General features: G+C 61.5%; 14 protein-coding genes. 10 read left to right on the forward strand and 4 right to left on the reverse strand.

Going from position 1 to position 23,444, the window contains the following annotated elements; all coding sequences use genetic code 11:
• The first annotated feature begins 58 nt into the window (after nucleotides 1–58).
• Nucleotides 59–1,831, forward strand: coding sequence for an HSP90 family protein (locus ACSEXS_RS13550; protein ID WP_438433766.1), 1,773 nt, complete (start codon nucleotides 59–61; stop codon nucleotides 1,829–1,831).
• Entirely contained in the window at nucleotides 1,828–2,883 is a 1,056-nt protein-coding gene (locus ACSEXS_RS13555; RefSeq protein WP_438433767.1) for a hypothetical protein, read from the forward strand. The genes ACSEXS_RS13550 and ACSEXS_RS13555 overlap by 4 nt, the downstream gene beginning before the upstream one ends.
• Nucleotides 2,884–3,077: 194 nt before the next feature.
• Here ACSEXS_RS13555 and ACSEXS_RS13560 read toward each other — a convergent pair whose 3' ends face one another.
• On the reverse strand, nucleotides 3,078–4,394 hold the full coding sequence (locus ACSEXS_RS13560) for a sensor histidine kinase (protein WP_438434042.1): 1,317 nt from the start codon (nucleotides 4,392–4,394) through the stop codon (nucleotides 3,078–3,080).
• Between the two features lie 2 nt (nucleotides 4,395–4,396).
• The gene (locus ACSEXS_RS13565; RefSeq protein WP_438433768.1) at nucleotides 4,397–5,074 is read right to left on the reverse strand and encodes a response regulator transcription factor; all 678 of its coding nucleotides are present in this window, start codon (nucleotides 5,072–5,074) and stop codon (nucleotides 4,397–4,399) included.
• A gap of 252 nt (nucleotides 5,075–5,326) precedes the next feature.
• Here ACSEXS_RS13565 and ACSEXS_RS13570 point away from each other — a divergent pair, with 252 nt between their 5' ends.
• The 5 genes from ACSEXS_RS13570 (at nucleotide 5,327) to ACSEXS_RS13590 (ending at nucleotide 12,761) form a co-directional block, all read left to right on the forward strand.
• Nucleotides 5,327–6,088: a polyphosphate polymerase domain-containing protein gene (locus tag ACSEXS_RS13570; RefSeq protein WP_438433769.1), complete on the forward strand. Its 762-nt coding sequence runs from the start codon at nucleotides 5,327–5,329 to the stop codon at nucleotides 6,086–6,088.
• Nucleotides 6,081–6,764, forward strand: a complete 684-nt coding sequence (locus ACSEXS_RS13575) for a DUF4956 domain-containing protein (RefSeq protein ID WP_438433770.1) — start codon at nucleotides 6,081–6,083, stop codon at nucleotides 6,762–6,764. Before ACSEXS_RS13570 ends, ACSEXS_RS13575 begins: the two co-directional genes overlap by 8 nt.
• Before the next feature lie 65 nt (nucleotides 6,765–6,829).
• A complete protein-coding gene (locus tag ACSEXS_RS13580; RefSeq protein ID WP_438433771.1) occupies nucleotides 6,830–9,073 on the forward strand; it encodes a carbohydrate-binding domain-containing protein in 2,244 nt (747 codons plus the stop codon).
• Nucleotides 9,074–9,524: 451 nt separating this feature from the next.
• The gene (locus ACSEXS_RS13585; protein WP_438433772.1) at nucleotides 9,525–11,942 is read left to right on the forward strand and encodes an S-layer homology domain-containing protein; all 2,418 of its coding nucleotides are present in this window, start codon (nucleotides 9,525–9,527) and stop codon (nucleotides 11,940–11,942) included.
• Between the two features lie 51 nt (nucleotides 11,943–11,993).
• Nucleotides 11,994–12,761, forward strand: coding sequence for an SDR family NAD(P)-dependent oxidoreductase (locus ACSEXS_RS13590; protein ID WP_438433773.1), 768 nt, complete (start codon nucleotides 11,994–11,996; stop codon nucleotides 12,759–12,761).
• A gap of 118 nt (nucleotides 12,762–12,879) precedes the next feature.
• Here ACSEXS_RS13590 and ACSEXS_RS13595 read toward each other — a convergent pair whose 3' ends face one another.
• Both ACSEXS_RS13595 and ACSEXS_RS13600 read right to left on the reverse strand, forming a co-directional pair.
• Entirely contained in the window at nucleotides 12,880–13,797 is a 918-nt protein-coding gene (locus tag ACSEXS_RS13595) for an aldo/keto reductase (protein ID WP_438433774.1), read from the reverse strand.
• Between the two features lie 306 nt (nucleotides 13,798–14,103).
• Nucleotides 14,104–15,270 carry a Leu/Phe/Val dehydrogenase gene (locus ACSEXS_RS13600; protein ID WP_438433775.1) on the reverse strand — a complete coding sequence of 389 codons (1,167 nt, stop codon included), beginning with the start codon at nucleotides 15,268–15,270 and terminating at the stop codon, nucleotides 14,104–14,106.
• Between the two features lie 221 nt (nucleotides 15,271–15,491).
• Here ACSEXS_RS13600 and ACSEXS_RS13605 point away from each other — a divergent pair, with 221 nt between their 5' ends.
• The 3 genes from ACSEXS_RS13605 to ACSEXS_RS13615 all read left to right on the forward strand — a co-directional run bounded on the left by ACSEXS_RS13605 (nucleotide 15,492) and on the right by ACSEXS_RS13615 (nucleotide 23,394).
• On the forward strand, nucleotides 15,492–16,553 hold the full coding sequence (locus ACSEXS_RS13605) for an LLM class flavin-dependent oxidoreductase (protein ID WP_438433776.1): 1,062 nt from the start codon (nucleotides 15,492–15,494) through the stop codon (nucleotides 16,551–16,553).
• A 583-nt stretch (nucleotides 16,554–17,136) separates the two neighbouring features.
• Complete coding sequence (locus ACSEXS_RS13610; RefSeq protein WP_438433777.1) at nucleotides 17,137–19,035, forward strand: glycosyl hydrolase family 18 protein; 1,899 nt, start codon at nucleotides 17,137–17,139, stop codon at nucleotides 19,033–19,035.
• Between the two features lie 195 nt (nucleotides 19,036–19,230).
• A complete protein-coding gene (locus tag ACSEXS_RS13615; RefSeq protein WP_438433778.1) occupies nucleotides 19,231–23,394 on the forward strand; it encodes an S-layer homology domain-containing protein in 4,164 nt (1,387 codons plus the stop codon).
• Nucleotides 23,395–23,444: the final 50 nt, after the last annotated feature.

The following is a 23,444-nucleotide window of genomic DNA, read 5'->3' on the forward strand; positions in this document are numbered from 1 at the left end:
AGAAGCCATACATTCATATACGATATCCAGGGCCGGTGAGGCCGGAGGGAAGGGACGCATGAATTTTCAGGTAAACCTTCGGGGAATGATTGATCTATTATCCCAGCACCTGTATTCCGATCCGGACGTATTCGTCCGGGAGCTTCTTCAGAACGGCGTGGACGCCGTCACCGCGCGCAGGCGGCTCGGACAGGCATTCGACGGCGCCGTCCTCGTCGAGCTGTTCGAATCCAGCCATACCCTCGCCTTCACCGATAACGGCAGCGGGCTCACGGAGTCGGACATCCAGGCGTTTCTCGCCGAGATCGGGAGCAGCGCCAAGCGGGGCGAGCTGGACCTGGCGGACGATTACATCGGCCAGTTCGGAGTCGGGCTGCTGTCGTGCTTCGTGGTCAGCGATGAAATTGTGCTGATCACCCGCTCCGCGCTCGATGGGGATTCGCTGGAATGGCGCGGCCGCCCGGACGGGACGTATGCGGTGAAGAAGCTGGAGCGGGAAGTGCCGATCGGCACGACCGTCTACCTCAAGGCCAAGCCGGATTACGAAGAATATTTCGATGGGTACCGCATGGAGGAGCTGCTCGCCAAATACGGCGAATTCTTGCCCGTTCCGATCCTTTTAAAGGTGGACGGGTACGAGACTCGCATCAATTCCGCTGCCGCTCCCTGGGAGTTATCGCGGGAGGAACTCTTCGATTACGTCGAGGAGACGACCGGCTCGCGGCCGATGGATGTCATTCCGCTCGTCTCCGCCGTCGGCGGCATCCGCGGCGTCGCCCATGTGCTGCCCTATGCGGTTAGCCTCCAGGATGAGAAGAAGCATCGGGTCTACCTGAAGAACATGCTGCTCTCCGACAAGATGAGCAGCATTCTGCCGGCCTGGGCCTTCTTCGTGAACGGCATTCTGAATACGGACAGCCTGCGGCCGACCGCCTCCCGCGAGGCCTTCCAGGAGAATGAATGGTTCTTCGCTGCACGCGATGAGCTCGGCGAATGCATCAAGCGGTATCTCCTGGAGCTGGCGGAGCGCGACCCGGAGCTGTTTCGCCGGCTCGTGCGAATCCATCGCGAATCGATCAAGGCAATGGCGATCGAGGACGCCGATCTGTACGCCCTGTTCATCCGCCACCTGACCTTCGAGACCACCTTCGGCGACCGGACGATGGGCGAGCTTCTGGAACGGCATCGGGAAATCCTCGTCGCTCCCACCGTGGACGAGTTCCGGCAGATTGCCCGCGTCGCCAAAGCGGAGAACCGCTTGGTGATCAACGGCGGCTACGTGCACGACCTCGACCTGGTCAGACGCCTGCCGCAAGCGGTAGAGAAGGTTCAAGTGAGCCTTCTCGATACGTTGGAATTCGCCGCCCGATTCCAGGAGCTGGACAAGGAGGACGCACTTGCCGCCGAGCCGTTCCGGCTGTTGTCCGATGGGCTGCTGGCGGGCTTTCAGTGCCGCTCCCTCCTTCGGTGGTTCGAACCGGCCGACCTGCCGGTGCTGTACAACACCAACCCGGAGGTCAATTTCTTCCGTCTCGCAGACGAGAGCGAGGAAGTGGCAGATCCCCTCTTCGCCGAGGTGATTCGGGTCGTCAAGGACGAATTGTACGAGCGGCCCTTGGCCCAACTCTGCTACAACTACAACAATCCGCTCGTGCGCAAGGCGGCCGAGTCGGGCAGCGAAGAGCTGCAGAAGGCCGCCATCGAGCTGTTCTATACGCAGGCGCTCCTGCTGGGCAACCAGCCGATGAGCGCGGACGAGCTCGCGATGATGAACCGATCGCTGCTGTACTTCCTGAACCTCGGGCTCGGCCGGACGGAGGCGGAGCGATGAAGGACCGCTACGACGAGCTGAGGCGGGCGAGCTGGAACCTTCCGGCCGGTATGCAGAAGCTGGCGGTGCTCGAAGAGATGATCCGCATCGCCGACCTCTATTTGACGGAGGAGGATGCCTATGACATCCGGATGGATTATACCCAGGCGGCCTCGGATGCGGGGCGTTCCGAACGGATGCTGGTCTCGTTCGCCTGGTGCCTCGCCCAATTCGAGCAGCATCCGGACAAGCATTCGGAGTTTTCGCTCTTGTGGTATTACAAATGGATTCTGAACATGATCTGGAAGCTGCCGGAGCTCAGCCTCGGGCAGGTGGACGGGGTATTCGAGGACTTCCGAACGCGATATGAATCGCACGGCTACAGCCTGCGCCCGTATTATCAGCAGCTCGTCAATTACCGCCTCTCTCAGGGACAGCCCGCCGAGGCGCAGGAGGCGTACAGGCTTTGGCGCGCGACGCCGCGCGACCAGCTGGCGGATTGCCGGGCCTGCGAGCAAAACCTGTTCGGAGACTACCACTTTACCATCGGCCACCTCAAGCGGGGCATGCAGGCCCTGAAGCCGATTCTCGACGGGAGAATGCGCTGTCACGCGCTGCCGCAAAATACCTACAGCCTCGTGCTGTTTCCGTATTTCGTCCAGGGCGATACGGAGAAAGCGGCGGAGGTGGCAAGGAAGGCGTTCCGCGAGCTTCAGGGGCCGGAATATTTGGAGGAATACGCTGTGCTGCTGGAATACCTCGCCTTGACCGATCTGCCGAAGGCAGCCAAGCTCTACGACCGGACGATCGGCTATGCAGTGGAATGCCGCCTCGGCTGGACCCGGCTCCATTATTTCTATGCCGTGCGGCAGTTTCTCCGGGAATGGCACAAGACCCGCCGCCGCAAACGGCTCGCTCTCTCGGACCGGGTGAGCGAGGAATGGGCCGATCGCGAGGTGAAGGAGCAGCTTCGGCGCTTTGACGAGCGCAACGGCAACACCGCGGTCAGCGACCGCTTCGCGGCGAAGGAGCAGCAATACCTTAAGCTCCGTGCTCGCGAGGCCTCCCGATAAAAGCGGATAGCGTCAGCGCTGCCTGCGGCCGTTGCCGAATCGGAGAGCGTTCATGAGCCCGTATTGAATCGAGCCAATGAATCGGGCTTGCGAATAGAGCGGCCTTACGAGGAGGGAGATTCCTCCTCGTTTTGACTCCATTCCATGCAAAAGTCCCGCCCCGCCGGTTCGTCCGGCAGGCGGGACTTTTGCTGTTAGGCCAGCGGGAGCTGAACCGAGAAGGTGGTGCTCTCGCCGGGGACGCTCTTCACGGCGATGCGCCCCTTGTGCTGCTCGACGATCGACCTCGCGATGGCGAGGCCGAGGCCGTAGCCGCCCTGCTTGCGCGAGCGCGAGGCGTCCGTGCGGTAGAAGCGGTCGAAGACGCGGGGGAGATGCTCCGGCGCGATCCCTTCGCCGGTGTTGGTGACCGCGAGCACCGCAGCGCCGTGCTGCTTATGCAGGCTGAGGGCGATCCGGCCGCGCGGGTTGGCGTATTTGACGGCGTTGTCGAGCAGGATCATCGCCACCTGTGTGATCTGCTCGCCGCTGCCGAACACCGTAAGGCCCGGCTCGATCTCGTATTCGAGCGCCAGCTCCCGCTCGTAGATGACGGCCTCCATGGGAAGCAGCGCCGTCTCCACCGCTTCGCTCAGGTTGAAGCGGGAGAACAGCACGCGGGGCCGGACGTCGTCCATCTCCGTCAGGTAGAGCAGATCGTTCGTCAGCTTGGCCATGCGCGTCGTCTCCGACTTGATGTATTGCAGCCATTTGGCCTGGCTGGCGATCGTGTCGTCGGCGTGGGCGAGCAGCACGTCGGAATTGGTGTTGATCACCGCAAGCGGCGTCTTCAGCTCGTGCGAGGCGTCCGCGATGAACTGCCGCTGCTTGTCGAAGGCTTCCCGGACGGGGCGGATCGACCGGTTGGCGAAGTAGCGGCTGACAAAATAGAGCACCACCAGCATCACGGCGGCGACCGCAGCGAAGGTGTAGATCAGGCTCAGCAGGAATTTTCGCTGCGTCGAAATGTTCGTGAAGGCGATCAGTTCGCCTTCTGCGGTCTGCTGGACCAGGTAGGCCCAAGGGCTGCCGTCCAGAACGGCCCGGCCGCTCTCCCGCTTGGCCGCTTCGGCGGTCTGCTGCGCCTCCCGGTATACGGAGGCGTCCAGGGATAGCTGGGAGCGGACGGTGAGCTCTCCCGCAGGGCTCGTCAGCAGCACGAAGGAGACCGAGCGCTCCGGCGGAAGCCCGCTGCCGACGCCGGGCCTGCCGACGCCCGGCTGGCCGGTCAGCGATCCGTCCGAGGACGGCTGCCCGCTGCCCGGCAGACCGCCGGGTGCGGCGGCGTTCGGCTGACGGACGTCGTGCGGGTTCTTTTTCTGCGTGTCGAGGATGCGGTGCAGCTCCATGGAGATGTCGTTCTGGACGTTCCGGTAGGTGATGGTGTAGATGGCTGCGAAGGCGATCAGCATCAGCACGGAGATCGTTGCCAGATTGACCAGCAGGAACCGGTTGCGGAGCCGGGTGAACATCATCAGTCCGTCACCTCCAGCAGATAGCCGACTCCCCGGATCGTGGCGATCCGCACCTTGGAATGGAGAAAAGCCAGCTTTTTGCGCAGGAAGGAAACGTACACCTCCACGTTATTGTGTTCGACCTCCGAATCGAAGCCCCAGAGCTTCTCGATGATCTGCTCCTTCGAGGTGACGGCGGTTTTTCTCGTCAGCAGCAGCTCGAGCAGCTCGCTCTCCTTCAGATTAAGCTTCATGTCCTTGCCTCCGACCGCCAGCTTCAGGCTGGACGGGGTGAGCTCCACGTCCCCGAACCGAAGCGTATCGTCGGGTATCGTTTCTCCCTTGCGGCGCAGGGCGGCCCGGATGCGGGCGAGCAGCTCTTCCGTCGAGAAAGGCTTCGCAATGTAATCGTCGGCGCCGCAGTCGAGTCCCATGACCCGGTCGTCCACTTCGCCTTTGGCGGTCAGGAAGATCGCCGGGGTACAGACGCCTTCGCGGCGGAGCTGCTGCAGGACGCGGAAGCCATCCATTTCCGGCATCATGATATCGAGCAAGAGCAGGTCGTAGATGCCGCTCTGGGCGTATTCGAGTCCGGAGCGGCCGTCGTGGACGACGTCGACCGAATAATGTTGCTTGCGCAGGATCTGCGACAGCGCCTCCGCCAGATGAACCTCGTCCTCGACAATCAACAGTCTCATGGGAGCCAACCTCTTTTTCATCCCGGTAAAGGGGGAGTGACATGCCTTTCCCTTAGTATAGCAGCCCTACCTTTAACCAACCTTAACCGGCTCTTCCGGCCGACTATAGAGGAAGGCGAAAGAAATGTTAACGGAATGTAAAGCCATTTAAGTTTCGCTAAAGGTTCGTTCGGTAAGATACAGGCAGGAACCGCAAGACCCGAGCAACGCCAAAGCGCAACCGGAAATCCCGAGGAAAGGACGAATCCCCCTATGGCCATTGAAGTCTTCAACCGATACGAGAACAAATACCTGCTGGACGATGCGGCCTACCGCCGGTTCTACGGCGAGCTTCTGGAGCACATGGAGCTCGACGATTACAACAAGCGGCACGAATTCTATACGATCACCAACCTGTATTATGACACGCCGCACAATACGCTCATCCGGGCCAGCCTGTCCAAGCCCAAATACAAAGAGAAGCTGCGGCTGCGCGCCTACGGCGTTCCCAAGCGGGACGACAAGGTCTACCTGGAGATCAAAAAGAAGGTCGTCGGGCTGGTCAACAAGCGGCGCACGGCCCTCACGCTGGAGGAAGCCTATGCCTTCGTGAGCACCGGACGCGAGCCCGCCTTTCGGGAGTACATGAACCGCCAGGTGCTGCACGAGATCGACTATTTCCTCGATTGCTACGACCTGGCCCCCCGGGTGTACCTGGCTTACGAGCGGAAAGCGCTGTTCAGCAAAGAAAACCGCGACCTGCGGATCACCTTCGACACCAATATCCGCAGCCGCCGGTACGACCTCAGGCTGGAGCTGGGCGATTACGGCGAGCCGCTCGTCGAGGGCAACCGCTGGCTGATGGAGGTCAAGGCCGAGAACACCATCCCGGTATGGCTGGCCCGGCTGCTCTCGGAGCACCGCATGTACCGCACGAGCTTCTCGAAGTACGGCAACGAATACAAAAAAATGCTGAGGGACGGCGCCGCCGCCCCGGTTCCCGAACAAGAAATGGAGCGTGTTCGCTATGCTTGACACCCTGTTCAACTCGACCCTGACGGTGACGGACTTCAGCTTCTTGAGCGCGCTGCTCACCGTGCTCGTCGCCATCGCGATGGGCGGCATCATCAGCTATACCTACATGTTGACCAATCCGCAGGGGTATTCGCAGAATTTCACGCTGACCCTGATTCTCCTGCCTTCGATCGTCGCCGTCATCATCCTGCTCATCGGCAGCAACATCGCCCGCGCTTTCAGCCTGGCGGGAGCGTTCTCGATCATCCGCTTCCGCAGCGCCCCCGGCGATCCCAAGGACATCGCCTACGTGCTGTTCACGATGGCGGCGGGCCTCGCTTGCGGGGTAGGCTCCTTCGGCTACGCCGTGCTGTTCACCCTTCTCCTCTGCGGCTTGATGGCCCTCTTAAGCCGGGTGAACTTCGGCGCCCGCAAGACCCTGCAGAAGACGCTCAAGGTCACCATTCCCGAGAACCTCGGCTACGATGAGGCGTTCGCGGAGGTGTTCCGCAAGCACAACATCGCTTACGAGCTGAAGAAAATCCGCACCACCGAGCTGGGCAGTCTCTATGAGCTGGTCTACGCGGTCTCGATCGACCAACTGACCAATCAGAAGGCCTTTCTGGACGACATCCGCTGCCGCAACGGCAACCTGGACATCTCGCTGACGATGGCTCCGACGGCTGCGGAGTATTGACGCTTTTGGTTTTTTGAATCAACCGGCACTCCCCAAAAAAGGAAAGACGGAAAGGAAGGATTGCGATGGGACGAATGGGTTCAACCCTCGGCATACTGGCGCTGAGCGCCACGCTTCTCGCGGCATGCAGCACGGACTCTTCGGCGACGAAAGGAACGGCTGCCGCCACGACCGCGGCCGGGAAGACGGCAAGCGGCAACACCACCGCCTCGGTGACGATCAAGCAGGCGGAGCTGGTCCTGAAGGATCTGGCCAAATTCGACGACGACGATGCGGACGCCGCCTGGAGCGCGGAAGGTTCGACGGCGATTGCACTTACCGGCAAGACTGCCGCGATCAGCGGATCGGGAGCCGCGGCGAAGGACGGGACCGTTACGATCACCAAGGCCGGTACCTATGTGCTGAGCGGCGAGCTGACCGACGGCCAGATCGTCGTCGAAGCGACCAAGGACGAGAAGGTGCAGCTGGTGCTGAACGGGACGGTCCTGCACGATAGCGACAGCGCGCCGATCTACATCAAGGAAGCCAAAAAGGTGATCCTGACGCTGGCGGACGGAACGGACAACACGGTGACCGACGGCAAGACCTACACCTTCGCCGACGCCTCCGAGGACGAGCCGGATGCTGCGATCTTCAGCAAGGCCGACCTGACGATCAACGGCACCGGCAAGCTCACGGTAACGGCAAATTACAAGGACGGCGTGAAGAGCAAGGACGACCTCAAGATCATGTCCGGGACCGTAAAGGTGACCGCGGCCGACGATGGGCTGGTCGGCAAGGACCGGGTCGCCGTTCAGGACGGCACGATCGCCGTCAAGGCCGAGGGCGACGGCATGAAAGCGACCAACGATACCGACGCGGACAAAGGCGTCGTCGCGCTGGCCGGAGGCACCTACGATATCCAGGCGGCCAAGGACGGCATTCAAGCCGAGACGTCGCTCGTCATCGACGGCGGCACCTACAAGCTGACGACGAACGGCGGCAGCGCCAATGCCGAGCCGAAGACCGGCGACAAGGGCGGTCCCGGCGGGTTTGGGGGCGGAGGCTTCGGCGGCCAGCGCCCGGACGGCGGCCAGCCGGGAGAGAACGGCGAAATGCCGCAGCCTCCCGCAGACTGGCAGGGAGAAAACGGCGAGATGCCACAGCCTCCCGCAGACTGGCAGGGAGAGAACGGGGAGATGCCGCAGCCTCCTGCAGACGGGCAGGCTCCGAACGATGCCGACGCGCAGCCGTCGGAAAAGGCTCCGGATGCGGCACAGCCGTCCTCGGACACAGGCGGCTCCGCCTCCGCAAACGATTCTTCCGCCGCGGAGGGGACGGAATCGACCAGCGCCAAGGCGATCAAGGCGGGCGGCGACTTGGTGATCCACGGCGGCAGCTTCGCCATCGACTCGGCCGACGATTCCCTGCACACGAACGGCAATCTGACCCTGGCGGGCGGCACCTTCGCGATTCAGTCGGGCGACGACGGCATCCACGCCGACGCGTCGGTGACGATAAGCGGCGGCACCGTGGCCATCGCCAAGAGCTATGAAGGCATCGAGGGCCGGCTCATCACGATCAGCGGCGGCGAAACCCGCGTCATCTCATCGGACGACGGAATCAACGCCGCCGGTGCGAGCGACGGCAGTAATCAGCTCGCCGTCAGCGGCGGTTACCTGAGTGTCGACGCCGCGGGCGACGGGCTGGACGCCAACGGCTCGATCGCGATTTCCGGCGGCACCGTGATCGTCTATGGACCGACGAACGACGGCAACGGGGCGCTGGACTACGACGTCTCCTTCACGCAGAGCGGCGGTACGCTGATCGCTGCGGGCAGCTCCGGCATGGCCCAGGCGCCGGGGGATGCTTCTACCCAGGCTTCCATCGCCATGAGCTTCACGTCGGCGCAGAAGGCCGATACCCTGGTCCATATCGAAGACGGCGACGGCAAAACGATTGCGACCTTTGCCCCGTCGAAGCAGTTCCAGACGGTGGTAGTGAGCACTCCCGCTATGAAGAAGGGGGATAGCTACACAATCTTCACCGGCGGGTCTTCCACCGGGACAGCGAAGAATGGCGTGTACGCCGACGGCACTTACTCGGGCGGAACCAAGGTCGTTACGTTCGAGGCGGCGACCGTCACCACGTGGGCGAACGAGTCGGGCGTAACCGAGGCGAAGACCGGAATGGGACCGGGCGGCGGCAATCGCGGCGGCGGGCAGCGGCCGCAGGGAGGCGCAGGGCGCGGCACCCGCTCCGGAGGCGGCACCACCCCGCAGAGTACAGATACCGGGGGCTCGGGCTCCGGCAGCGGCGCAACGAAGTAAAATCGTTAAAACGAACCCCTCTTCCGGAGCGCCGGAAGAGGGGTTATTTGCGCCTGCCGGCAGCGAAATGTCCGTGAGCAGGACAGGCGATTCATTCGCGACGGGGTAAGACACTCGCGGTGTGGAAGGCAAAGCGTCCGCGAGCGGCGCAGGCATCACCCAACGGTCGGTAAGGCGCAGCGTCGGCTAAAATCTGTCGGTTCCGACCCAGGCGTCCCGGCCGAGAACCCCGATGCGGCCAGAGCGCATGGAGCAAGCGGATACCGATCCGCCGCCCTGTCGCCCAGATGTGCGTAAAAACGAACAAATTTGCGACAATTCTGCGATTTGTCCCGAAAAAGGGAGATTTCTAACAGGTAGCGGGGGTTGACTCTTGTAGAATTATGGTAGATTATGGAGCGACATGTGTACCATGATCGAATCGATTCACCAGCCAGGAGGAATCACGGAAATGACATCCAGACGAATTCACCGCATCCTGTCGCAGCTCCTGCCGCTTGTTTTGCTCCTCACGTCGTTTGCGGGCATCGCTGTTGCCGATAGTCCCGCTTCAAACGACGTGGGGCTATTTTCGCCGTCTGCGGCTGAGCGGACGGACGGCGGTCCTCCGGCTTACTCGCTGCTGGAATTATCCGCCGAGCGGAATTTGCTTGCCCCCGGGGAAAGCTTGAAGCTGACGCTGAGCGGACGGGCCGACCTCGGCACGGAGCAGGCGGAAGCGATCGATCCCGCCTGGGCCGATTGGTCCTCCAGCAACCCTGCGGCGGCGTCGGCCGCGGGAGGAACGGTAACCGGGCTCGCCGCCGGCAGCTCGGTCATCACCGCGGTGTACCAAGGGCTGTCCGCAGCTTATAAGGTGACGGTCGCGGCCGTATCCCCGACCCCGGATGCGGAGCTCATTTCGCGTCTTCGCGGGGCGCTGGACGGTCTTGCCCTCGGGTTTGCCGCCGGGGACGCGGCGTCTGCGATAACGCAGGACCTGTCGCTTCCGGCGGAAGCGGTGGGGGCCCCGATCGTCTGGACGAGCAGCAACCCCGAAATTCTCGGAACAAACGGCAAGGTGGTTCGTCCCGGTTATTTGCTCGGGGATGCAGCGGTCCGGCTGACGGCTGCCCTCGACGTGGCGGCTCAGCCTCCGCTTGTGCGTTCTTTTGACTTGGTGGTGCTGAAGCAGATAGAGTCGGATGCCGACCGGGTCGCCTTCGATAAGCAGCAGGTGCAGTTGTACTTTGCCGAGCCGGACAATGCGGCGTCGGTTACCCGCTCCTTCGGGCTGTTGACCCAGGGAGAACGGGGCTCGACGATCACCTACCGCAGCGGCAACCCGGCCATCGTCGCCGACGACGGCACCGTAACTCCGCCTTCCGCCGTGGATTCGACCGTGGTCTTCTCGGCCTTCATCAGCTATAACAGCGCACTCGACCGCAAGGACTTCGTGCTGACCGTCAAGGCGGCGAACCCGGGCGATGTTCGGGTAGAAGAACTGCTGCCCAGCCGAGACCGGTTGGACGTTCAGGCGGGGGACGGCCAGATCGCCATCGCCGTCAATGCCCGGATGACCGACGGCTCGTTTGTCGATGCGACCGATCTGGGGCTGTGGACGAGCGGGGACGAATCGGTTGCCGCCGTGAGCCGCAAAGGAATCGTTCGGTTCGCCGGGGAAGGCGAGACGACCGTAAGCTTCGCTTATGGCGGCGTCACCTTGACGACAGCCGTGTCCGTCCGGGGCGGGGGCGGTTCGGGCTCCGAGGGCGGGAACGGACCGGACTCCAGCCCGCTTCCGAGCCCGTCCTATTCGCCCGAACCGGGCTCTTCGTCGAACCCAACGCCGAAGCCTTCGGCTTCGTCGACGCCCTCTGCGAGCGCTTCTGCACCGGCGACGGCAACACCCTCGCCGAGTCCCGTAACCGGTGCGTCGCCATCGCCCGCCGCCAGTGTGTCGCCGGGCGTCACTCCGACGCCGTCGGGCACAGCCACGCCGAGTCCGTCCGCACCGGCGGTAACGCCTTCGCCCGGCGCGGGCGGCGCATCGCCGACGCCTGCGGTCAGCCCGTCGCCCGGACAATCGGCTCAGCCGAACCCCGATCCGGCGCCTTCGCCTTCCGCTGTGCCGGGAGGAGTGCCGGGGCCGTTCCCGCCGGGCGGCTCGCTGCCGTTCCCGGGCGGCGGCGTGCCGGTTCCGCAGCCGGCGGTATCCGTCTCTCCGTCGCCTCTGCCTGAAGCATCGGCGACGACGGGTAGCCCGTCGGCCTCACTGATCGGCAGCGCCGCAAACGCGGAGGCGGTCCGCTTGGCCGTCGGCCAGAAGGCCGATGCCGCGGCTCCGTCCTTCCGCGACGTTCCGGCGTCGCTGTGGAGCTATAAGGGCATCCGCACCGCGGCCCGGCTCGGCGTAGTCGGCGGTTACGGAGACGGCACCTTCCGGCCGGAAGCTGGCGTCACGCGGGCGGAATTCGCCCGCATGCTGGCCTCGGCGCTGCATGTGCCCGCCGCCGATTCGGCCGTCTCCGGCTTCCGCGACACGCGGGGCCATTGGGCGGCGGAGCCGATCGCCGCGCTGGCGGACAAGGGGATCGTCACCGGCTATGCCGACGGCTCGTTCCGGCCCGACCAGCGGATCACGCGCGCCGAGATCGTCACCGTGATGGCACGGGTCGCCGTTCCGAAGGGGGGCGGAACCGCTCCGGCCTTCACGGACATCGGCCGCCATTGGGCCAAGGATGCGATCGCCGCTTTCGCGGCATCGCAGATTGTGACCGGCAAGGGCGGCGGCCGCTTCGAGCCGGATGCTCCGGCTACGCGGGCCGAAGCGGCCGTTCTGATCCTCCGCCTGCTGAACGCGGCGCTGGAGCTTGATTTGGAAGTCTGATGCTTCTATGATGGGAGCAAAGCAGGCAAGTAAGGGCGGGAGGACGATTCTATGGGCGGTACGGCGGTCATTACGGGTGCGACGAGCGGGCTCGGCTACGAGTTCGCCAAGCTGCTGGGCCAGGACGGCTATCGGCTGGTCCTGGTGGCGAGGAACGAGGAGAGGCTGAAGGAAATTCAGGCGGAACATCCGGAATGGGAGATGCTTCTTCTGCCAAAGGACCTGAGCCGTCCGCATGCGGCGCGCGAGGTGTTCGAGGAGCTGGAGAAGCGGGGATGGGCGGCGGACGTGCTCATCAACAACGCCGGCTTCGGTCTGGTCGGCGATTTCGACGAGCTCGGGGCAGACCGCCAAGTAGAGATGGTCCAGCTCAACATCGGTGCGCTCACCGAACTGACCCGCCTGGTGCTTCCCGGTATGAAGGTCCGCAGGCGGGGCCGGATTCTTCAGGTCGCCAGCATGGCGGCGTTCGTGCCGGGGCCGAGAATGGCCGTCTACTGCGCGTCGAAGGCGTATGTCCTCTCCCTGTCCGAAGCGTTGGCGGAGGAACTCGCCGGAACCGGCGTCACGGTTACTGCGCTTTGTCCCGGCCCGACGAAAACAGGCTTCGGAGCGGCGGCGGGGGCGGAGGGCACGAAGATGTTCGGCGGACGCGTCATGACCGCCGAGCGGGTCGCCCGGCTCGGGATTGCCGTCATGCACCGGGGCCGGCGTGTCCTCATTACCGGCGCGACCAATCGCCTCGGCAGGGTCGCGGCCCTGCTCGTGCCGCGCCGACTGGCGGCGAAGTTCGCCAAGTCGCTGACCGCTCGCGTTTGAGCCTGCCGGCGTCCGCACCTAGATCAACACGCAAAAAGGCAACTCCGATCCGCTCTGGATGGAGTTGCCTTTTTGCGTCTGCCGGCGTGGATGCCGGGCTGGCCGCCGGGCTCGCGGCTTAGGGCAGAACATTGCCCGCCGCGCGGTAAATGGCGTACCATTCCTCGCGGGAGAGGCGGATATCGGCCGCTTTGCAGCAGTCCTTAAGCCGCTCCGTGTTCATCGTACCCGTCACCGGCTGCATGCCGGCCGGATGCCGCAGGAGCCAGGCGATGGCGATGGTGGTGTTGGCAACCCGGTACTTTTCGGCGATTTCATCGATCTTGCGGTTCAGCTCGGGGAACTTGTCGCTGCCGAGGAACACGCCTTCGAAGAACCCGTATTGGAACGGAGACCAGGGCTGAATGGTGATGTCGTGCAGCCGGCAATAATCGAGAATGCTGCCGTCGCGGTCGACCGCCGCCGCATTTTCCATGTTGACGTTGATGCCGTTTGAGATCATGGTCGCATTGGTGATGCTGAGCTGGAGCTGGTTGGCGACGAGCGGCTGCGTGACGTGCTTTTTGAGCAGCTCGATCTGCATCGGCTTCTGATTGGATACGCCGAAGTGGCGGACCTTGCCGGCGCTCTCCAACCGGTCGAACGCTTCGGCGACCTCTTCGGGCTCGACCAGCGCATCCGGGCGGTGCAGGAGCAGCACGTCGAGATACTCGGTCTTCAGCCGGGCCAGGATACCGTCCACCGCTTCGAGGATATGCTCCTTGGAAAAGTCGAATTGGCCCTGCCGGATGCCGCATTTGGATTGCAGGATGATCTTCTCGCGCACGGAAGGGCTCATGTGGATGGCGTCCGCGAAGATTTCCTCGCAGCGGCCGCCGCCGTAAATATCGGCATGGTCGAAGAAGTTGGCGCCTTCGTCCAGTGCAGTCTGGACGAACCGCTCCGCCTCCGGCTTGTCCAGCGAGTCGAGACGCATGCAGCCGACCGCAAGAACCGGCACCTCCAGCGAGCTGGTGCCGAGCTTGATGGTTCTCATGATGAAATTCCTCCTTAGGTGGAATCCGGCTCCTACTCGTGAAAGCGGTATCGCGCCGGATCGTCGCCCTTATTCTCGCACAGCCGGCCGCCGCATTTCAAGGCGGAACGAACAGTGCGGGGAGCGGCGGCTGTGCGGGGCCCGATCCGAGGCCCGGAGGGGGAGCAAGCGGAATCTCCCCCAAGGCGCCTTCTTCAGCCGGGCTCCCATCGGTCAGGCTACCATCGGTCGGGCCAGGCGAAAGAGCCGTCTTCTTCCCGCTTTGGACAGAAGAACGGGGACCAACGGAATGGGGCGTCTTCTCGCCTATTCTCGGAAGAATCCGCGAGCCAATATCTTCTCCGCCAGCCGATCCGCCGCCTCGGAGGGCGGAAGAGCCTGCGCGTCCGCATGCTGCAGGACCCGGCGCAGCGTGCCGGGAATCCGCTCGACGTGGCGCTTCGCCGATTCCGCGTCTCGGCCCTCCAGCTCGGCGGCGGTCACGATGATGCCGCCGGCGTTGATGACGTAATCGGGAAGGTACAGAATGCCCCGCTCCCGAAGGAGCGCATCGTGGCGCGGCTCGAGCAGTTGGTTGTTGGCGGCTCCGGCGACGAGGCCGCAGTTCAGGGCCGGGAGAGTGGCGTCGTTCAGAACCCCGCCCACTGCACAAGGCGCGAACACCTCGCACTCCGTCTCGTGAATGCGCTCGGGCCAGACGGGAACAGCGCCGAACTCGCGCACGACCCGATCGAGCCGGAACGCGTCGACATCGGAGACGAACAGCCGGGCCCCGGCTTCATGCAGGTACCGGCAGAGAAAATAACCGACCTTGCCCGCCCCCTGTACGGCGACCGTTGTCCCGTCCAGCCGAGGAGCAGGCGCAGGCGACGGATTCGGTCCGGCGGCCGAAGCCGCCAGGCTTGCAGCCGCGGCGGATGAGGGCATTCCGGCTGCCGAAGCCGGTCCTCCATAAGGACTTCCGGCGGTCGGCTTCCGGTAAGCCAGCCCCTCGCGGATCGCCAGAAAGACGCCGTACGCCGTCATCCGGGCGGTGAAGTCGCCGGCCGCGCCAAGCGAGCCGGAGGTATCGGTGACATAATCGGTCTCTTCCCGGATGCGGTCCATGTCGGCGACCGTCGTTCCGAGGTCGAGTCCGGTCACATAGGCGCCGTTCAGCTTTTCCAGGAACCGACCGAAGGCGCGGAAGCCCGCCGCCCGCTTCTGCGGATCGGGCAGCTCCAGCAACACGGCTTTGCCTCCGCCGAAGGGCAGGCCGGCCATAGCCGATTTATAGGTCATTCCCCGGGCGAGCCGTAGGGCGTCGCGCACGGCCTCGTCCTGGGAGGGGTAGCTCTTCATCCGGCAGCCCCCGAGCGCCGGTCCCAGCTTCGTGTTATGAATGGCCACCACCGCTTTCAGACCGCTGTCCGCGTCATGAGCGAAGACAAGCTGCTCACAGCCCGCTTTCTCCATTTCCGCCCACATTTCCATATCGCCGTCCCCTTTCTCGAAGACTCGCCGAAGGCTCTCCTTTTCCAGAATATGAAAGGCAATCTAACAAAGTACCGCGAATCGGGGAGGACCGGGCTCGGCCGATTTGGTATTCGGGCGGCGAGCGGGTAAACTGAGGAGAGGAAGCGGGCCATGCTGGAAGGCGTCCGTCCGCGCGGGGTGAGGATTCCTCACAGGACTTAAGCGAAGGAGGAAGGGCAATGGAGATCGGAATCAGCACGTTTGTGGAAACGACGCCGGATATGGACACCGGTAAGGTGATCGGCCATGCCGAGCGGCTTCGGGAGGTGGTGGAGGAGATTATCCTGGCCGACCGGGTCGGACTCGACGTGTACGGGGTCGGGGAGCATCACCGCAAGGATTATGCGGCGTCCTCGCCTGCCGTCGTGCTGGCCGCGGCGGCTCACGAGACGAGCCGGATTCGGCTGACCAGCGCGGTGACGGTGCTGTCGTCGGCGGACCCGGTCCGGGTGTTTCAGGATTTTGCCACCCTGGACGGGCTGTCCGGCGGAAGGGCGGAGATCATGGCGGGGCGCGGGTCCTTCATTGAATCGTTCCCGCTGTTCGGATTTGATCTGAACGACTACGATGAGTTGTTCGACGAGAGCCTGGAGCTGCTGCTCAAGCTGCGCGAGTCGGAAAAGGTCGAGTGGCGGGGCGGCCACCGTCCTGCCATCCCGGGACTCGGGGTATACCCGCGTCCGGTACAGAATCCACTGCCCGTCTGGATTGCGAGCGGCGGCAATACGGAGTCGGTCATCCGCGCCGGGCTGCTCGGGCTGCCGCTCGCTCTCGCCATCATCGGCGGCAGCCCGAAGCAGTTTGCGCCGCTCACGCGGCTGTACAAGCAGGCGGCGGCTAAGGCCGGCCACGACCCGGCCAAGCTGGCCATAGCCTCGCATTCGCACGGCTTCGTCGGCCGGAATACGGAAGCGGCGGCCGACCGCTTCTTCCCTTCGACCCAGGCGAGCATGAACGTCATCGGCCGCGAGCGGGGCTGGGCTCCGTACACCCGGGCGACCTTCGATGCCGCCCGCAGCCTGGAGGGTGCGCTCTATGTCGGCGACCCCGAGACGGTGGCGGAGAAGATCATTCACCTGCGCAAAAACGTCGGGGTTACCCGCTTCTTCCTGCACATGCCGCTCGGCTCGATGCCGCATGCGGAGGTCATGGCGGCCATTGAGCTGCTGGGCAAGGAGGTAGCGCCGCGGGTACGGGAAGAGGTCGCACGCTGGGAGGCGGCGGGCGGAGTCTTCGAATAGCCGCCGATCCTCGCATGAATGGAGTTCACTGAGAGCCATGCCGCGGGCATGGCTTTTTTTTGTGCGCCCGGGAGCGGAGAGAAAGCCGCATGCAAGCATCGTTGCCTAACGAAGCGTGTACGCTGGGCAGAGGTGTCAGGAATCATGACACAAATATGTGAAATCAGAGTGTCGCCTCGAGTTCCCTATCGAGTTCCCTATCGAGCTCTGCGAGATTGGCGAGAGAGCCCGCGGCACTGGCGCCGGGCGCGGGAATAACCGGCGGAAGCTCTGCTGCTTGGAGATAAACCCGCTTTTGTCCTAGGAGAAAATCCTCTACTACCAGAGGATTCTATCCCTCTTATCTTCAATTTTATCCCTAGCAATTTTACATAATTTGTATAAAAATAGAAGTATCTCTTCTGCGTCTGGCGATCTATTCTACCATTCGCTGGGAGATAAGAGGGAGGAGAAGGGAGGGCGGATCGTTTCCCGAATCATCGAGAGGACTCCAGGTCAGGCCATAGGCGGTTGTCGGACGTTCGCACCGATGGCAACAAATGCAGCTTCGACCCACATCCATTCTGAAGGAGGGAAATTCGCAATGCCGCAAAAAAGAAAACTTCGCCGCACTTGGTCTGTCGTTCTCATCGCCGCGCTGCTCGTCGCTCTCATTTCCTCGCTTGGCGCCAACCAGAGGCCGGCACAGGCCGCCGCCAACTACAAGCTCGTCGGCTATTACGCCTCGTGGGCCGCTTATGGCCGGGCCTATAACGTCACCGACATCGATCCGACCAAGATGAACGTGATCAACTATGCGTTTGCCGACATTTGTTGGGACGGCAAGCATGGCAACCCCGATCCGACCGGCCCCAATCCCGTCACATGGTCCTGTCAGAACGAGCAGGGCCAGACGATTTCGGTTCCGAACGGCACCGTCGTTCTCGGCGACCCTTGGATCGACGCGCAGAAGAGCTTCGGCGACGACAAGTGGGACGACCCGATCAAAGGCAACCTGAAGCAGCTGTGGAAGCTCAAGGAGCGGAATCCGAACCTGAAGACGGTCATCTCGGTCGGCGGCTGGACCTGGTCGAACCGCTTCTCCGATGTCGCGGCCTCCGCCGCTACCCGCGAGACGTTCGCCAACTCCGCCGTGGACTTCATCCGCAAATACCAGATGGACGGGGTTGACCTTGACTGGGAATACCCGGTCAGCGGCGGCCTCGCCGGTAACAGCTACCGCCCGCAGGATGGCCAGAACTATGTGCTGCTCCTGCAGAAAATTCGCGAGAAGCTGAATGCGGCCGGTCAGGCGGATGGCAAAACCTATCTTCTGACCATCGCCTCGGGCGCCGGCCCAACCTATATCCAGAACAACAGCCTGAGCGGCATCGCAGCCGTGGTCGACTGGATCAACATCATGACCTATGACTTCAACGGCGGCTGGAGCACGACCACCGGCCACAATGCGCCGCTCTATTACGATCCGGCCGCTGCCGGGACCGGGCTGGAGGACCCGCAGCACTTCAACATCGACGCGGCCGTTGCCGCCTATCTCGCGAACGGCGTCCCCGCTTCCAAGCTGGTGCTCGGCCTGCCGTTCTACGGCCGGGGCTGGGGCGGCGTAACGAATGCGACGAACGGCGGCCAATATCAAAAAGCTGCCGGCGTCTCGTCTACGGGCACGTGGGAGAAGGGCAGCTACGACTTCTACGATCTGGAGAACAATTACATCAACAAGAACGGCTATACCCGGTACTGGAACGATACGGCGAAGGTTCCCTATCTGTATAATCCGACCGCTCAGACGTTCATCACCTACGACGACGCTCAGTCCATCGGTGCCAAGACGGCTTATGTGAAGACCAAGGGCCTCGCCGGAGCCATGTTCTGGGAGACGAGCAGCGACCGCAACGGGACGCTGCTGAACAAACTGAACGCCGATCTGGGCGGAGGGACGTCAACCCCGACGCCGACGCCGACGGCTACCGCCACGCCGACGGCAACCGCAACGCCGACGCCGACGGCAACCGCAACGCCGACGCCGACGGCAACCACTACGCCGACGCCGACGGCTACGGCCACACCGACACCGACGGGCGGCATCCCTGCCTGGAGCGCGACGGCCGTCTATACGCAGGGCCAGCAGGTGAGCTACAACGGCGTCATCTACGAGGCCAAGTGGTGGACGCAGGGCGACCGGCCCGATCTGAGCGGCGCTTACGGTCCGTGGAAGACGGTCGGCCCTGGCGGCTCGGCGACCCCTACGCCGAACGTTACCTCTTCGCCGACCGTGACGCCGACGCCGAGCGCGACGCCTACCGCCACCCCCACGGTGGCTCCGACCGCTACCCCGGGCGTAACCGCATGGGCGGCGGGCGTCGCCTATAAGGCGGGCGACCAAGTGACCTATGGCAGCAAGACGTACATCTGCCTGCAGCCGCACACTTCCCTCGTCGGCTGGGAGCCGGCCAATGTGCCGGCGCTTTGGAAGCTGAGCTGAACGAGGATCGGCAGCACACCTATATATAGCAAGGGGGAAACCGGAAATCCCTCTGAGAGAGCGAGTCGCAACTCTCAGGGGGATTTTTCTGTAAAAAATATTTTTTTCCATATGCTGAAAAGGAAAAATATAGTGGGCGACGAAGATACATAGAGCTTTGATACTAGGTATCGGGGGATGGGAAGGATGCGGCCATTGAATCGCAAGCTCAACCAATTCTTGCTGGCGTTGCTTGTTATGCTCGTTGTTAATCCGTTTATACCGAGTCAAAGATCGTCTGCTTCGGCGGAAGCGAGAATTTCCATTTCCTCGGCTCCTCCCATACCAATCTTGTCGGCTATTCATTCCGTGACCTTGAATGCTTCTGTCACGGATTGGGTTTACGATCGGGAAGCGGGGACCATCAATGCCGTAACCCGCGATTCCAATCAGCTTGTGATCCTTAACGCGGACGACTTGACGGTAAACAACCAGATCGCAATCGGCAACAAGCCGACCGACATCGAATTGTTCGACGGCTTGCTGTTCATCGCTTTGTCCGGGGAAGCTAAGATTAAGGTCGTCGATCCCCGGAGCGGTAGCCTGATCCAAGCTATTGATACAATAGGCAATCCCCGTTATCTGGCGGTTACCGAGGATGCGATTTTTTATGCCCCCCTCAATAGGGAGAATGGCTATTCGGTCTTCCGGTTCGACCGGTCCAGCGGCCAAAACGAAGGCTTCAGCAAGGCTTGGTTAATCAACCCTGCTCTTCTGGTGGATCCTCTGACGAACACCTTGTATATGGGGGAAACGGGGAGCACCGGCAGCAATATCACCGCAATTAATTACGTTACCAAAGAAACACTGGCCAAGAGCGCCTTTCATGGCGGTTATGGAGTTAACAACATCGATAGTCCCCCTATTTTAGAGGGAGCTTCCGTGTTCTACGGAGGTTCCCGTTTGAACGCGGCCAACGTTGCGGATACGATTGGCACTTATCCGACGACGGTTCCCTACCAATACGATGCTCAAGTGTTGGATGTGAGGGGCGGACTCGTGGCTACGGAAAGCGGTTTGTTCGACCGGGACCGCTATCAGATGGTGACAGCGTATCCTTATCCGGCAAACCGGGCGCTCATTGGCGACAACGGATTGACCTATCTTCAGCGCACAGCGGATCAAACCATTGAAGCGTACGCGCTCGTTCGCTCGCAGCCCTTGCCTTCGCTCCAGTTCACGGCGAACAATCACCGCGTGGACAGCAATTATCCCATTGATAGTTGGACGACCGACAAGAGTTCCGCTTTCCTGTACGGGGTTTCTTCGGCTACCGACGAACTGGTTGCTCTCAACAAAAGCGATCTTTCCGTAGCGGCGAAGCGGTTTGTCGGTTCCCGGCCGGTCCATGTTGCACTCTACGAAGGAAAGCTGTATATCGCCTTGCAGGGAGAAACGGCTATCGGCATTGTCGACACCCATGATATCCAAACCGCCCCAATCAGTCGGCTCGTGGTAAAGGGATATCCGACCCGGGTCCTTCCGGCGAAGGATTGGACTTTCTATTGGCCTGAAAAGGATCGATTCTCCGCTGCGAACGGACAGACCGAACGGTATGTCCTGTTTGAGGAGAATAAGAATGTACTCGCGGCCGATTATGATTCTTTGACGGATAAACTGTTTTACATAGAGAATTATGGAACTCTCCGTCAATTGCGAGGAGATAACTTGTCTGAGGAAAGGCAAGTAGAGGTTGGAGCTCAATTAACCGCAAGCCTCTTCGTGCAAGGTTCGGACTTATACCTAAACGATCAGCGCCGCCAGACGACGGACCTTGATCGTGTAGTGGGCAGCTTTCCCGAGACGATCATGGCCGATTCCGATGGGATGGTCATGGGCAAGACGGGCATCTATAACCGGGATACGCAGGAAAAGATAGCGACTCTTCCGTTTTCTCCCAGCTCGGTGTTTGTTCAGAGCGATCCAGTGAGCGGTGATCCGACTTTCTTTTTGGGCGCTTCACAAAAGCTGTTCAAATTTAATGGCTTGTCCGATTTAATGGGATATGGCTCCTCTGGAACGATTCCTCAAAACGTCTCTCTATCGGACACCGACGGAAGAGCAGGCTGGGTTTCCGGGATCTTGAGCTTTCATGTAGATGAAAATGAAGGGAACGTAAAGAGCTACCAGCTGTTCTTCCTGGATGCGCAGGGCAATCGTCTGGCTTCCATACCAACTGGTGATGGTCCATTTGTATACACGACGGGGACGATGCTCCGCTACTTCAACCTTCAGCCGGTTCAAGTGCCGGCCGCTGCTACGCACCTCGGGCTCTATGCCCTTACGAACAAGGATACGCCGGAGAATACCATTCCCGGTCTGGGGTCGCTCTGGGATATGCCGGATTACTCCCCCGGATCATTGCGCTTTGAGGATAAAATTTCCGAGCCCGGCTATATCGGAGGAACGGCAACCTGGAAGAGCGACTTTACCCGCACGGATGCCATGTATACCCTATCGTTCTATAATGGCAGCGCCGTTGTAGGCGACCCGCTGGTTCAGGTTGCATCGGGACGGTCCGATTACACGATCGAGCTTCCACGCACGCCGCTTCCCAACGGATGCGTAGGGCTTGCACTGACTATCACGGACAAGTATTCCGCGGCTCCGGTGAGAACCATGCAATATTTTAAGAGGTTCAAATCGCCTGTTATCGAAGTCAAGGACGTGTCCATCATCAAATACAAGGTAAAGAGCGATGAGGTTACGGTTCGGAACGTTGCTCCGGGCGATCAAATTACCGTCTACTCCCCTTATGGGTTTCAGCTTAGTCAAGCCGTCACGGTAACGAATGCCAATCAGGTGACCATGGAAATTGCCGATGTCGGCCCGCCCAAATCGAAAATCTTGGTTAGCCGAAAAGTACAGGGCAAATACGAAAGCGATCTAACCGCCGTGACCATACCGGAAATCACCGATGATAGCGGAAACGGGGGGGCGACGGCCAGTCCGAGTCCCAGCCCTGAAGCAAGCCCAAGTCCGAGCCCCAGCCCTGGAGCAAGCCCCAGCCCAAGTCCGAGTCCTAGGCCTGGAGCAAGCCCCAGTCCCAGTCCGACGGGCTCCTCGAACCCGGATAGCCCTGCTGCCGGCCCCATCTTTATTCCGCCTGTCGCCAGTCCCAGCCCCCAATTGTCGGTTGTATCGGATACAGCAAGCGACGGAAGGACTATCGGATTAGTGGACGTTTCCACAGAATACGTCAAGCAGCAGTTGAGCGAAGAAGCCATTAAGGCTGGTATGCTTACATTATCGGCAACTGGCAAGGAGGAGACGCTCTCCTTCCGCTTGCCAATGGAGACTATTCAATATGTTAAATCAAAGCTTCCAACGGGCAATCTTCGCCTGGAAACCGGAAGCGCGGCCTTAACGCTAGAGGTTTCTCAGCTATTGGCAAGAGTCCAATCGACCGACACCTCTTCCAGCCTTGTCATCACGATCGGACAAGCTGACAACGGCTATTCCGATAAGCTGAAGAAGCAGTTTCCCAGCAAAAGCAGCGCAGTGGGTGCACCCACGGAGTTCACGATTAAGCTTACCGGGTCAAGTTCCCGAGAACTGAAATCCTTCGATGGATATGTGGAGCATACCCTGCAAGTCCCGAATGTGGAAAATCTGGATATCGGCGAATTGGCCGGGATGGTGTATGATCCGGTAAGTAAAGCCTTCACACCCGTCCCTGCCAAGTTTGAGGTAAAAGGCGGAGTCCTCACCGCTTCCTTGTTCCGGAAAGGCAATTCGGTATATGCCATTGTACGGGAAAAGCATGCGGTGAAGGATTTGCCGCAAACCGCAGCGTATTCTGAAAGCATTCAAGCCCTCATAGGACGATCGGTCATTACCGGCTATGGGGACGGTACCTTCCGGCCGGAAAGGACCGTGACGCGGGCAGAGTTCGCCGTCATGCTGGATAAGGCTCTGGGATTAATGGTTTCCGATACGGCTGCGATTCATTTCAAAGATGTACCTCGAGGATCCTGGTATGAGCGCTATGTGAATGCCGCCGTGGAGGCCGGAATCATTACCGGCTATACCGGAAGTGAATTCAAACCGAATCAGACGATCAGCCATCAGGAAATGGTTGTGATGCTGGCGCGAGCGCTAACTTATGCCGGATATAAAGGGACGAACGAGACCGCGAACACGGACCCCGATCCCGCCGAAATCGCTTCATGGGCGAAGGCCTCCTACGAGCTTGCGAAAAAAGCCCAGCTGTTCGGGCAGTCCGGCGATGTTTTCGTCTTCGGGACGAATCAGTCGACCAGTCGCCAAGAAAGCGCGCTGCTATTATACCGGTTGACGACAAGGGTTTTGTTTCCATAACGCTCAATCCAATATTCTGTTGCTTCATGAGATCGGGCGTTTGCCCGATC

It is taken from the genome of Gorillibacterium terrae (genome assembly GCF_051594785.1).
In the GTDB taxonomy this organism is placed as follows: domain Bacteria; phylum Bacillota; class Bacilli; order Paenibacillales; family NBRC-103111; genus Gorillibacterium.

Coding starts and splice junctions, on each gene's coding strand:
- ACSEXS_RS13550 (WP_438433766.1), top strand. CDS start 59: ATGAATTTTCAGGTAAACCTTCGGGGAATGATTGATCTATTATCCCAG.
- ACSEXS_RS13555 (WP_438433767.1), top strand. CDS start 1,828: ATGAAGGACCGCTACGACGAGCTGAGGCGGGCGAGCTGGAACCTTCCG.
- ACSEXS_RS13560 (WP_438434042.1), bottom strand. CDS start 4,394: ATGTTCACCCGGCTCCGCAACCGGTTCCTGCTGGTCAATCTGGCAACG.
- ACSEXS_RS13565 (WP_438433768.1), bottom strand. CDS start 5,074: ATGAGACTGTTGATTGTCGAGGACGAGGTTCATCTGGCGGAGGCGCTG.
- ACSEXS_RS13570 (WP_438433769.1), top strand. CDS start 5,327: ATGGCCATTGAAGTCTTCAACCGATACGAGAACAAATACCTGCTGGAC.
- ACSEXS_RS13575 (WP_438433770.1), top strand. CDS start 6,081: ATGCTTGACACCCTGTTCAACTCGACCCTGACGGTGACGGACTTCAGC.
- ACSEXS_RS13580 (WP_438433771.1), top strand. CDS start 6,830: ATGGGACGAATGGGTTCAACCCTCGGCATACTGGCGCTGAGCGCCACG.
- ACSEXS_RS13585 (WP_438433772.1), top strand. CDS start 9,525: ATGACATCCAGACGAATTCACCGCATCCTGTCGCAGCTCCTGCCGCTT.
- ACSEXS_RS13590 (WP_438433773.1), top strand. CDS start 11,994: ATGGGCGGTACGGCGGTCATTACGGGTGCGACGAGCGGGCTCGGCTAC.
- ACSEXS_RS13595 (WP_438433774.1), bottom strand. CDS start 13,797: ATGAGAACCATCAAGCTCGGCACCAGCTCGCTGGAGGTGCCGGTTCTT.
- ACSEXS_RS13600 (WP_438433775.1), bottom strand. CDS start 15,270: ATGGAAATGTGGGCGGAAATGGAGAAAGCGGGCTGTGAGCAGCTTGTC.
- ACSEXS_RS13605 (WP_438433776.1), top strand. CDS start 15,492: ATGGAGATCGGAATCAGCACGTTTGTGGAAACGACGCCGGATATGGAC.
- ACSEXS_RS13610 (WP_438433777.1), top strand. CDS start 17,137: ATGCCGCAAAAAAGAAAACTTCGCCGCACTTGGTCTGTCGTTCTCATC.